Below are 12192 nucleotides of genomic sequence, written 5' to 3'. Positions count from 1 at the left end.
TCTGATGTTTGGGGCTTAGTCCAACCTGCCTTAGCCGAGCAATATCGGGTTTGTGCCTATGATCGAGTTGGCATGGGCTGGAGTGCAGCGGTAGCCAACAAGGCTGATCGGGCTTCGATTGCCCAAACCTTGCATGAACTGCTGAGCCAAGCCAACGTATCAGCGCCATATGTATTGGTTGGCCATTCGGCTGGTGGTTTGTATGTGCGCGAATATGCCCAGCGCTACCCTGAGCAAGTTATTGGTTTGGTGCTGGTCGATTCATCGCACGAACAACAACGCCAACGTCAACCACAGCTTGCTGAAGATCCATTTGCAATCATGCGTCAGTCGATGCAAGCCTGTGATGCCTTAGCGCCATTCGGAATTATTCGGCTGACAAAGCTGTTTGAGCAATCGCAATCGACCTATGCCAAACTTCCACAACCAGCTCAAGCCTCGATTGCAGCTAGCCAATACCAAACGAGCACCTGTAGCGCGATGGATGCGGCCTTGGCAGCAATCACCCAAGATCTGAATCAAGCCCAAGCTCCGCAATCGCTAAAGGATCTCCCGTTGGTGGTATTAACCCGTGGGATTGCTGATAGCACCATGCCAGCGGAATTTGAACAGACGTGGGATAGCTTGCAACAAGAATTAGCTCAGCTTTCGAGCAACAGCCAACATCATATAGCTGAAACCAGTGGTCATTACATTCATCTTGATCAACCAGCGTTGGTGATCGAGGCAGTTGAATGGGTAATCAGCCAACAAGCTAAATAGCTAGCAGCGTAGGACAGTGCTCGGTGAGTGTGTTATGATGCAGCGCAGAATGGCCACCACAGGAGGCGCTATGCACACAATTGGCGTTTTGTATAATCCGCTTGCGCCTGCAACAGCCCAAGCAGGGGAACGAATTGCGGCTTGGTTGGGCGAACGAGGGTTAAGTGTGTGGCTTGGCACATCGCAAAGTGCCCGCGATGAGCCAGAAAAAGTCGCGCCATGCCAATTAATGTTGGCGCTTGGTGGCGATGGCACAGTACTCCGCGCCGCCCGCATTGGCATTACCTACAATATGCCGATTTTGGGTGTGGCGATGGGCCACCTGAGTTTTATGGCCGAAGTTACCGAAGAATCGGTCTATGAAGGCTTAGAGGTGTTGCTCAACGGTGGTGGTTGGTACGATCAACGCACGTTGGTACGAGCACGCGTTTTACGCCAAGGCCAAGAGATTTTTAATGATCTGGCTTTGAACGAGGTGTTGTTGTCGCGGCGTGATGTGGCGCGAGTAGTCCATGTTTCGGTTGCCATCGATGATATGCCATTGACGAGCTATCGTGCTGATGGGGTTTTGGTTTCGACCGCAACTGGCTCAACCGCTTATGCTTTGGCTGCTGGAGGTCCGGTACTCGACCCACGCTCCGATTCGTTGTTGTTGGTGACGGTGGCTGGCCACTTAACCAGTTTGCCAGCCCTCGTGCTACCGCCAGATACCAAAATTACCTGGACGCTGGCCCGCCATCATCCAACAATTATTAGCCTTGATGGGCAATGGTCGTTTCCAATTGAGCCTGATGATCTGATTGAGGTCACCCGTGCTCAAGAGATTTGCCGTTTTGCCCATGTTTATCCTCAAGCCCATTTTTATCAATCGCTCACTCAGCGTTTGCGTCGGCAATAGATTGGTCGCTGGTGAGCCATGTTTGGTAGCGCTGCAACAATAGGCCGCTGGTTTGACGATAATCAGCCCAGCGCGTTTCAAGCGGATTGAAGGCTTGCTCCAGGGCTTGCCACAAATTATCGGGTAAGGCCGAGGTTGGTTGGAGGCGCAATGTGCCGGCAACCGCCTCGACCACTTTAATACAACGCCGCGCCGGATGCTGCTGCAATACCTCGGATAAACGCCAACCACGCAAGCCACTGAGCAAGGTCAACGCTGTATACATGCCACTCGAACGCCCCATCGCATCTAACAACGAACTGGCGGCTGGCTCGCTATTTTGGCGTTGCCAGCTATAACGCCACGCCAAACCATCGAGCGTATGGCCAATTGCCAAACTGACCAGCATCAAATCGCTGCTGCTGAAAGCTGGCAGGCGTGGCAAATTGCCCACGAAATCTCCCAAGGCTTGACCAAGTGGTGAGGTCGCAGCTGAACGCTGTTCGGCGACCGCCCGTAAGCCACGCCAATAACGCTGGGCTTGCTCAATATTCAAATCAAGGTAAGTTAATGTGTGATGTTCCAGCATCAAAAGCCATGTGAACCAGCGCCCAATCACCGCCGCCTCGCTCAAATCGCGAAATGGCGCTAAATGATGTAACAGTTGGGTAGCACGGGTCACATGGTGCAAATCGGCATGGGTATAACTGCCCATCCATGTTAGCAGCATTGGGTCGGGCAAGGCATTTTCATCCATCAGGGTATCTCCATCAACTATCACAAGCTGATTGTAATAATCGGCTTATTTAGCCTCAACAAATAATGCTTGGTATATATTTACGTGCTGTAATAATCCACAGAACAAATATTAGGGGGTGCAGGGGGATGAAAACACCCTGCGTCTCCCTTCGGCGGAGGGACGGAAGGGAGGCGAATCTGGATCGATCGAAAATATCCATGATTGAACACTTAAACGGCCTACTTTCTCTATTCAGCGCAAAAAGTTAGTATTCCATTAATCTCCTCGCACCACGACCTGCTATATACTACTGGTAGATTAGTTAAGGAGCCGCTATGGCAAATCGTTTAATTCATGAAACTAGCCCTTACTTGTTGCAACACGCCGAAAACCCTGTCGATTGGTATGCTTGGGGTGAAGAGGCTTTGCAACGCGCCAAACAAGATGATAAACCAATTTTATTAAGTGTTGGCTATAGCGCATGCCATTGGTGTCACGTTATGGCTCATGAATCGTTTGAAGATCCAGCGACTGCTGCGGTTATGAACGAATTATTTGTCAATATCAAGGTTGATCGTGAGGAACGACCTGATATTGATTCACTGTATATGGCCGCTGTGCAAGCCATGACTCGCCATGGCGGCTGGCCGATGACGGTCTTTTTAACGCCTGATGGCGCACCGTTTTATGGTGGGACCTACTTCCCCCCCGAGCCGCGCCACAATATGCCTTCGTTCCAACAGGTGCTACATGGCGTGGCCGAAGCTTACCGCGACCGTCGCGAAGAAGTGTTTCAGAGCGCCGAGCAGATGCGCGAGCATTTAGAAGATATTTTGAGCTTCGATCTTGAGCAGGTGAAGCTGAGCAAAAGCCAATTGAATGTGGCTGCTCAACGCCAAATGAGCCAATTCGATTCGCGCTTTGGTGGCTATGGCGGTGCGCCGAAATTTCCGCAAGCCTTGATTTTTGGCATGGTTTTGCGTACATGGCTGCGCAGCGAGGATCAAGATGCGCTTAATCAAGTGACCCAAACCTTGCAAGCCATGGCCAACGGTGGCATGTACGATCAGCTTGGCGGTGGCTTTGCACGATATTCGGTCGATGCTCAGTGGCTCGTGCCGCACTTCGAGAAAATGCTCTACGATAATGCTTTGCTCAGCCAGCTCTATCTCGAAACCTACCAAGCCACCCACGATCCGTTTTATCGCCGAATTGCTGAGGAAAGCATCAACTACATTTTGCGCGATATGACGAGTCCCGATGGCGGTTTTTATGCTGCCGAAGATGCTGATAGCGAAGGCGAAGAGGGCAAGTTTTATGTTTGGAGCTTAGCTGAAATTCAGCAATTGCTCAGCCCTGAGGATGCGGCCCTTGCCCAGTTGTATTGGAATATTCAGCCCGAAGGCAATTTTGAGGGCCATGCGATTTTGTATGTGCCCCAAGATCCCAGTGTGGTTGCCAAAGAGTTGAGCATTAGCGAGGCAGATTTGGCCCAGCGGATTGCCGTAATTCGTGCTACGCTCTTGGCCCAGCGTAATACCCGCATTCGCCCAGGCCGCGATGAAAAGATTTTGGCCTCGTGGAATGGCATGATGCTGCGCAGTTTGGCCTTTGCTGCCAATGTGCTCGATAACGCCGATTATCGCGCTGCGGCGATTCGCAACGCTGAATTTATTACCAGCAAGCTGTATCAAAACGGCCAACTGTATCGCTCCTATAAAGATGGTCAAGCCAAATTCAAGGGTTACCTCGAAGATTATGCCTGTGTTGCCGATGGAATGCTGGCCTTGTACGAGGCAACGTTTGATCTGCGCTGGTTGCAAGTGGCGATTGAATTGGCCGAAAGCATGACTGAGCGCTTCTGGGATGCGCAACAACGCAGCTTTTTCGATACGGCCAGCGATCATGAACAGTTGATCACACGGCCCCGCGACCTTTACGACAATGCTACGCCTGCCGGTAATTCGGTGGCGGTTGATGTGTTGCTGCGTTTGGCAACCCTGCTTGATCGCTACGAATATCGCCAATATGCTGAAACGGTGTTGGCGAATTTGAGCGGTGCGTTGCTCCAACTGCCTGGGGCATTTGGGCGCTTGCTGGCTGCCGCCGATTTTGCGCTTGCTGAGCCACGCGAAGTTGCCTTAATTGGCGATCCAGCTGATCCTGCGTTCAAAGCGTTGTTGCAAGCGACCTATCGCAACTACCAGCCCAACAAAGTCGTGGCTGCTTGCAAGCCCGATGATCACGCGGCTCAGCAGCTAATTCCATTGTTGGCTGAACGACCGTTGCTCAACCAACAAGCCACGGCGTATGTGTGTGTGCGGCGGGCGTGCAAGTTGCCAACCAACGATCCAAATGAATTAATCAAACAATTAGGCTAAATTGTTAGCGCAGTTTATGGGCAACCACAGGCTGCGCTCTTTTTTGAGGAGCTATGCGAGATTACATTTTACGCCTGATCGAACAATTTGGCCTTATTTGGCGCAAGATTGTGCGTTTGCACGAGGCTGGCTCAATCGAAGAGGCTCAAGCCACAATCAACACGGCCTATCGCGATTTATTCGATACCCATAGCCATTTTGTCGATTTATTGCCCGATGAAGATTTGCTCAAGTTAGTTCAATTCGGGGGCACGATTGATCTTGATCGTTGTGCGGTGCTGGCAGCTTTGCATGTTGCTGAAGGCCAGTGTTTCCAAGCACAAGGCATGATTGACGAGGCCTATCGGCGTTTTGATCGAGCCTTGATGCTTTATGGAGCCTTGGTGCGGTCAAGTCAGCAAATTCCGCCTGAAGTGCGTGAGGCGGCTAAAGCTGGGCTACACGAATTGAGCAATTACGAGCTAGAGCCTGCAACTCTCGACGATGCTTGGCGCGTCTATGCAGCAGTCGGCGATTATCCCAATGCCGAGGATCATCTCTGGCAGTGGCTTGAGGCGACTGAATTTGCCGAAGCCGCATGCAGTGATGCTCAGGCGTGGTATCATCAATTGCTCACTCGTAGCGATGCCAGCCTTGAGCAATTGGGCTTGCCACGGCAGGAGATCGAGCAAAGCCTTGGCCAACTCGCCGCACATTAGGATTGCATTGCGCTCCAAGGGAGGTTTATTTCGATGAAAATTGCAATTATTGGAACCGGTTGGGGTGCTCGCGTTCAGGTGCCAGCCTTTCGTTCGGCTGGGCTGAAAATCGTGGGGATCGCCGCCCAAAATTATGAAAAAACTCAGCGTGAAGCTGCCACTTTGAATGTTGAAGCCTTTGAACATTGGCGTGATTTGCTCAGCAGCGATGCCGATTTGATTTCGATTGTGACCCCGCCAGGGACGCATTGCGAAATCAGCGTAGCGGCCTTAGAAGCTGGCAAGCATGTGTTGTGCGAAAAACCAACAGCATTAAATGTGCTCGAAGCCCAAACCATGCTCGAAGCCGCCCAAGCCCATCCTGAACAATTAAGTTTGATCGATCATGAATTACGCTTTTTACCAATTTTTCAAATGGCGCGGGCGTTGATTAATGATGGTGCGATCGGCCAGATTCGCCATGTCAATAGCAGCGTGATCTTCTCGTCGCGAGCTGACCCGCAACGTCCTTGGAACTGGTGGAGTGATAAAGAGCAAGCTGGTGGTGCTTGGGGTGCGATTGGCTCACACCAAATTGATATGTTGCGCTGGTTGTGTGGCGATTTTAGCTCAATTCGCGCAAGCTTGCACACCTTTGTAACTGAACGACCACTCGACGATCAACTCTTGCCTGTCACCAGTGATGATTTTGCCACGGCTCAAGTGCGTTTGGCGAATGGTGGTTTTGCCTCAATTATGATTAGTGGCGTGGCGGCACTCAACGAAAACGATCGTATGATTATTCATGGCGAACATGGCGCGATCAAAATTGAAGGCGCTCGTTTGTGGCATGCCGAGCGTGATGGCGAGTGGCAAGAGCGCACGCCTGCTCATACGGTAGCGATTCCAAGCGAAATTAGTGGTAACTTCCCAGTGGGAACGGTCTATCTTGGCCATGCCTTGAAGGCCTACAGCCGTGGTCAGCTTGATGCGTTGGAGCAAGCCGCCACGTTTAGCGATGGCTTGCTGACCCAAAGTTTGCTTGATGCTGCTCATCGCTCCGATGAAAATGACGGTGGCTGGATTACGATCTAGTAGGTTCCCGCACCTCGCGTGCGGGAGCTTGCTTGTTAAGTTCCCTTACCCCAACCCCTCGCCCACTGCGGTGGGCGAGGGGCTTTTTTCTTAGTCGTCCCCCCTCGCCTCGCGTGCGGGAGAGGGGGCTAGTGGGTGAGGGAACTTAGCGAATGCGGCTATTCTACTCAGCTTTAGTCCAATGCAGGCTGGGTAAATCGCGTAGCCGTTGCGCGGCGGTTTCGGCGGTTAAGTCGCGCTGTGGTTGGGCCAACATTTCGTAGCCAACCATAAATTTGCGCACCGTGGCCGAGCGTAACAATGGCGGGTAAATATGGGCATGCACCACATGATGGGGATATTGTTCGCCATCGCAGGGGGCATTGTGCCAGCCAAACGTATAGGGAAACGAGGTTTGGAACAAATTATCGTAGCGAATCAGGGTATGGCTGAGTAAATCGGCGAGGCCATCACGTTCAGCTTCGCTTAATTCGGCCAAGGTGCTCACCGCCCGACGTGGCAAAAGCATGGTTTCATAAGGCCAAACTGCCCAAAATGGCACGACCGCTGCCCAGTAATCGTTGGCATAGACCACCCGTTCGCCCCGCGCTAATTCTTGCTCCACGTAATCGATCAGTAATGGGCGTTGGTGTTGAGCAAAGTAAGCCTTTTGGCTACGCTGTTCGGTGGCGACCAGCGTTGGAATGCTTTCGTTGGCCCAAATTTGGCCATGCGGGTGTGGATTGCTTGCCCCCATCGCTGCGCCGCGATTTTCAAAAATCTCGACATGCTTGATCCAATCGATCGCAGCTAGCTCGCTAAATTGACTAGCCCACAAATCGATGACCAAACGAATATCGGGAATCTCCATTTCGGCCAAGGTCAAATCGTGACGTGGCGAGAAACAAATCACCCGACAAATACCACGTTCGCTATGGGCTTGAAACAGGCCATCATCAAGCGCTGCATTCGGGCTATCGGGCAGCAAGGCGGCAAAATCATTAGGGAACACAAAGGTGCTAGCATAAACTGGGTTGATCTCGCCATTGGCCCGCGTTACTCCAGGGCAAAGGTAGCATTGCGGATCAAAGGCTGGGCGCTGGTCGGGAATGGTTTTTTCGACCTGGCCTTGCCATGGGCGGGCAGTTCGATGTGGCGAAACCAAGACCCATTCGTCAGTCAGCGGGTTGTAGCGGCGATGGGGCGTATCACTGAGATTCATTGGGCTTGCTCCTAAATGACTAATGGTAATGCTCGGCGTAAACCTGCATACTCCACACTTGGCCAAGCAGGATCAATCGAAAGAACTTCGATTCCAGTAGCGCTGCGAATAATTGTATCTTCAATTTTCACGCCAGCTAAACTGGGATTCCAAGCCATTGCTGTGTTGGCTTCGATGATCGTTGGTTCGCCTGGCCGCGCCACAACTTCGCGTGAACGATAGCCAGTTGTGCCACCTTGATGCAACCGCTGCATCTGCTCGACGACACCACGCTTGGTATAAGCCGCTACGGCTGCATCGTAGACTGCGCCAACCGTACTGCCAATTTGGGCGGCGGCGATCATCTCGGCTTCAATTGCAATCACTTGCTCGTAGCTGGCCCGTTCGGCGGCAGTTTCAGGTCGAAAATGAATGTAGCGGCTGACATTGGCATACAAACCGCCTTGCCGCGCACAAACTACCAACATCGCGCGTTGGCCGATTGGCTCGTGGGTGGCTGGCAAGTGGCCATACAACGGCAAACGGCGCTCGCCACCAACCAAGGTCAAGGCTGGGTGAATGCCATGGCTCCAAAGCTCGGCGGCGGCGGCTCCCGCCAATTGAAATTCTGTCCACTCTGGTTTTGCAGCACTCAGTACCTTGGTCATAATCTGGGTAGTCGTGCGACCCAGCGCTTGATAACGGGCAATTTCTTCGGGCACTAAGCGCAATTTAGCCGCAACTAATTCAGGTGGTAGGCCAACCTCGCCTTGAGCTGGCCGATCTGAGGCCACCAAGGTTGCATTGCTCCACTCGCGTACTGCTTGATTGAGCAAATATGGCGTAGACCAACTGGTTGCCCAAAGTTGATATTCGGCGGGAATACCTTGGTCGCGTAGGCGATCAACTTCAACTGAATCAGTCACGATCAAGGCCTGATCAGCAGTAATCACCACCTCGGCAATCCCAGTTTCAGTCGTTAAAATCACCACATTATCTAAGCCCGCTGTGGCCCATGCAAACCAATCGACACCGCGCAACCGCACAGCGCCATATTTATAACGTGCAATCGCTGCACGCACAATGGCAAGCTTGTTAGCTATTTCAGTCATAGCCCAAAATCCTTGTCTAGATGCGATTATTGATGTCTATAGGATACACGAGCCGCAGGGCGCGAAAGTGCAAAATTTGTAACGGGATTAAGCGCTTTGCAGCACCTCGGCGATGATGCTGGAGGCCTCGGTGCATTGCTCACGATTAACATCAACATGGGTTACAGCCCGTAAACGGCCTTTGAATGGCACGATCAAAACCCCTGCTTGGCGTAAACGTTCAACCAATTGTTCAGGGCTAAACGTGCTATCACGCAAGCCAAAAACGATAATATTGGTTTGCACCGAAGCCAAATCAAGCTCAATTTGAGGCAATTGACTGAGTGCTTCGGCCAGCATTTTGGCATTTACATGGTCATCGATCAAGCGTTCGCGGCCTTCGTTGAGCGCAATCATGCCCGCCGCTGCGACTACGCCAACTTGGCGCATGCCGCCGCCAAGCATTTTGCGCCAGCGATGCACCTTTTTGATAAACTCGCCTGAGCCAGCCACAATCGAGCCAATTGGTGCACCCAAGCCTTTGGATAAGCAAAATTGCACGCTATCGACATGCTTGGTGATGGTGCTAGCTGGCACGCCGAGCGCCACCGCTGCATTGAACACCCGAGCGCCATCCATATGCACTGGCAAGTTTTGGCTGCTGGCCCATTGCTGTACTTGCGCCAAATATTCTAACGAAAGCACTGTGCCACCACAGCGATTGTGACTATTTTCTAGACACACCAGGCCTGCCTGAGCCGCATGGGCATCGTAGGCTGGGCGTACTGCCGCATTCAAAGCCGCTAAATCCAGCTCGCCTTGGGCATTGGTTGGGATGGGATGAAACACCAAGCCACCCAAGGCTGAAGCGCCACCCGCCTCATAATGATAAATATGCGATTCATCACCGAGCAACAGTTCTTGACCACGCCCAGCATGGGCCAAAATTGCCGCCAAATTGCCCATCGTGCCGCTTGGCACAAAAATCGCCGCCTCTTTGCCAACCAGATCGGCGGCATAGCGCTGTAATTGATTGACCGTTGGATCATCACCAAACACATCGTCACCAACCTCGGCATGATGCATGGCCTCACGCATGGCCAAACTTGGCTTCGTAACGGTATCGCTGCGCAAATCGATCATGGTTAACTCCTTCAAAATTTTAGCCAATTTTCCACCTAAAGTTGCTGACAAGTGGCTACTGAAGCACCAAACAATTATATCAAAAGCTTTCGGGAACAAATTGCAAGCCTGTGGCGTTGAGTATATAGAAACCAAATAAGCAGCGCATCACCCAAGCCGGATGGAGCTGAGCACTGCTTGTAGAGTTCACTTAATTGCTTATTAGTATGAGGAATGGATAATGAACGCTCGTAACTCAATTATTGGTTGGTCGTTGGCACTGTTGTTGATTGTTGGGTTTGGAATTACCTCGTTGGTGATTTTACCTCGTGGTAGTGCCGCCCAAACCGATACCGAGAGCCGCAAACGAATTTCAGTTACTGGTCGCGGCGAAGTCAAAGTAACACCCGATATTGCCTATGTGACGATTGGGGTCAATACCAACGCAGCAGATGCCAAAAGCGCTTTGAGCGAAAATAACACCAAAATGAATGCCTTGATCGAGCAATTGAAAGCCGCTGGCATTGCCGATGCTGATATTCAAACCACCAACCTTAACATCTCGCCAAGCTACGATTACTCGGGCAACACCCCAGTTTTGAAGGGCTACGATGTCAACAACAGCGTGCGCGTCAAAGTTTCGGTTAGCGATGCTGGTGGTTTATTGGATAAAGTGGTTGAAGTTGGCGCAAACAACATTTCAGGCCTGAGCTTTGATGTTGCCGACCCAGCTAAATCATTGGAAGCCGCTCGCCAAGCTGCCATCAAAGATGCTCAATTGCGGGCCGAACAATACGCCGCCGTTAGCAACGCTCAAGTTGGCGAAGTGTTGGTTATCAGCGAAACGTCAACTCCTGTAACTTACCCAGTGGCCTACGAATCACGCGATATGGCCGCCGGCGCTGGCGCACCAATCCAACCTGGCCAACAAAGCCAAGTCATCGAAGTTCAAGTTATCTTTGAACTCAAATAACCTTAGTTCGATTTCAGCGCTAAATCCTTGAAATTGTGGGCTTGCTCAAGTATGTTGCTTGGGCAAGCCCGTTTTTACTATACCCTGACCCCCAGCCTCTTTCCCACGGCGGCGGGCGAGGGGCATTCTAACCCTGCATTTTCCCCCTCGCCTCGCATGCGGGAGAGGGGGTCAGCTTACAAGGGTAGGTTTTAAAACCCCTCACCCCAACCCCTCTCCCACGGCGGCGGGCGAGGGGCGATCGAATAATCATGGTGGTGCGGTTCCCCCTCGCCTCGCATGCGGGAGAGGGGGTCAGGGGGTGAGGGAACGCTGGCGGTTGTTAATACGATAAACCATGACACCTAGAGCCTAGAGCCGTATCCTCTTCGTGCACTTCGTAAATCAAAACCCAATATGCTATAATGGCTTGGTCTGTTAACAAACATTGTGTGGTGAGAAAACAGTGCAAAGAGCCTCCACGACGTTACAAACAACCCCCATCACGCGGATAGAACCATCCAAAGGCTGGGTTTCGCTGCAATTACGCGAACTCTGGGCCTACCGTGAATTACTGTTTTTTCTGATTTGGCGCGATGTTAAAGTTCGCTACAAACAGACCGTGCTTGGCGCAGCTTGGGCCATCATCCAACCAGTTTTTTCGATGATTGTCTTTACGCTGATTTTTGGCAGGTTGGCCAAATTGCCTTCCGATGGCATTGCCTACGAAGCTTTTTCGATTACGGCGCTTGTACCATGGGCGTTGTTTGCCAACGCACTCAGCCAAGGCTCAAATAGCTTGGTTGGTAACGCCAACTTAATCAAAAAAGTCTATTTTCCACGATTAACTGTGCCAATTTCAACTGTGCTTGGCGGCTTAGTCGATTTTGCGATTGCCTTTGTAGTGATGTTTGGCATGCTGCTGTGGTTTGGCATCACGCCAAGCATCCGTATGTTGGCGTTGCCATTATTCATTATGCTGGTGCTAATTACTGGTTTAGGCGTGAGTTTATGGCTAGCAGCATTAAATGTGCAGTTTCGCGATATTCGTTATGTCATTCCGTTTATGGCCCAGCTTTGGCAATATGGCAGCCCGGTAGCCTACTCCAGCAGCTTGATTCCTCAAGAATGGCGCTGGTTGTATGGCTTGAACCCCATGGTTGGGGTGATTGATGGCTTTCGTTGGTCGATGCTTGGTACAGGCCAAATTAGTTGGTCAAGTATGCTGCCATCGGTGGGCATTGCCTTATTCCTGCTGTTTACCGGAGCTTTATACTTCCGCCGAATTGAAAAACAATTTGCAGATATGGTGTAAC

The 12192-nt window shown here is 51.6% G+C and carries 11 protein-coding genes; 7 read left to right on the top strand and 4 right to left on the bottom strand.

The window, feature by feature from the left end:
• Both DEF47_RS16570 and DEF47_RS16565 read left to right on the top strand, forming a co-directional pair.
• On the top strand, positions 1 to 762 hold a 762-nt coding region (locus DEF47_RS16570), incomplete at its 5' end, for an alpha/beta fold hydrolase (protein ID WP_287045238.1).
• A 70-nt stretch (positions 763 to 832) separates the two neighbouring features.
• On the top strand, positions 833 to 1660 hold the full coding sequence (locus tag DEF47_RS16565; protein ID WP_012188598.1) for an NAD(+)/NADH kinase: 828 nt from the start codon (positions 833 to 835) through the stop codon (positions 1658 to 1660).
• Here DEF47_RS16565 and DEF47_RS16560 read toward each other — a convergent pair.
• Entirely contained in the window at positions 1635 to 2396 is a 762-nt protein-coding gene (locus DEF47_RS16560) for a hypothetical protein (RefSeq protein ID WP_012188597.1), read from the bottom strand. The two genes, DEF47_RS16565 and DEF47_RS16560, sit on opposite strands and share 26 nt — an antisense overlap.
• A 317-nt stretch (positions 2397 to 2713) precedes the next feature.
• Here DEF47_RS16560 and DEF47_RS16555 point away from each other — a divergent pair, with 317 nt between their 5' ends.
• The 3 genes from DEF47_RS16555 to DEF47_RS16545 are packed head-to-tail and all read left to right on the top strand — an operon-like array spanning position 2714 to position 6531.
• On the top strand, positions 2714 to 4759 hold the full coding sequence (locus DEF47_RS16555; RefSeq protein ID WP_012188596.1) for a thioredoxin domain-containing protein: 2046 nt from the start codon (positions 2714 to 2716) through the stop codon (positions 4757 to 4759).
• Between the two features lie 53 nt (positions 4760 to 4812).
• Positions 4813 to 5457: a DUF6483 family protein gene (locus DEF47_RS16550; protein WP_012188595.1), complete on the top strand. Its 645-nt coding sequence runs from the start codon at positions 4813 to 4815 to the stop codon at positions 5455 to 5457.
• Positions 5458 to 5490: 33 nt separating this feature from the next.
• The gene (locus DEF47_RS16545) at positions 5491 to 6531 is read left to right on the top strand and encodes a Gfo/Idh/MocA family protein (protein WP_012188594.1); all 1041 of its coding nucleotides are present in this window, start codon (positions 5491 to 5493) and stop codon (positions 6529 to 6531) included.
• A 163-nt stretch (positions 6532 to 6694) separates the two neighbouring features.
• Here the strand turns inward: DEF47_RS16545 and DEF47_RS16540 are convergent, their stop codons facing one another.
• From DEF47_RS16540 to ltaE, 3 genes are all read right to left on the bottom strand, one after another.
• Positions 6695 to 7732 carry a UDP-glucose--hexose-1-phosphate uridylyltransferase gene (locus DEF47_RS16540; protein ID WP_012188593.1) on the bottom strand — a complete coding sequence of 346 codons (1038 nt, stop codon included), beginning with the start codon at positions 7730 to 7732 and terminating at the stop codon, positions 6695 to 6697.
• Between the two features lie 11 nt (positions 7733 to 7743).
• Entirely contained in the window at positions 7744 to 8823 is a 1080-nt protein-coding gene (locus DEF47_RS16535; protein ID WP_012188592.1) for a M24 family metallopeptidase, read from the bottom strand.
• Between the two features lie 87 nt (positions 8824 to 8910).
• Positions 8911 to 9945: a low-specificity L-threonine aldolase gene (gene ltaE / locus DEF47_RS16530; RefSeq protein ID WP_012188591.1), complete on the bottom strand. Its 1035-nt coding sequence runs from the start codon at positions 9943 to 9945 to the stop codon at positions 8911 to 8913.
• A gap of 220 nt (positions 9946 to 10165) precedes the next feature.
• On the opposite strand from ltaE, the gene DEF47_RS16525 reads away from it, so the two are divergent.
• A complete protein-coding gene (locus DEF47_RS16525) occupies positions 10166 to 10897 on the top strand; it encodes an SIMPL domain-containing protein (RefSeq protein WP_012188590.1) in 732 nt (243 codons plus the stop codon).
• 445 nt (positions 10898 to 11342) lie between these two features.
• Entirely contained in the window at positions 11343 to 12191 is an 849-nt protein-coding gene (locus DEF47_RS16520; RefSeq protein ID WP_012188589.1) for an ABC transporter permease, read from the top strand.
• The last annotated feature ends 1 nt before the right edge of the window (position 12192 follow it).

The sequence above is a fragment of the Herpetosiphon sp. genome (assembly GCF_003512625.1).
GTDB classification, from domain to species: domain Bacteria; phylum Chloroflexota; class Chloroflexia; order Chloroflexales; family Herpetosiphonaceae; genus Herpetosiphon; species Herpetosiphon aurantiacus.
Note: the sequence above shows the minus strand (reverse complement) of the source record. Positions and strands in the feature narration are given on the sequence as shown.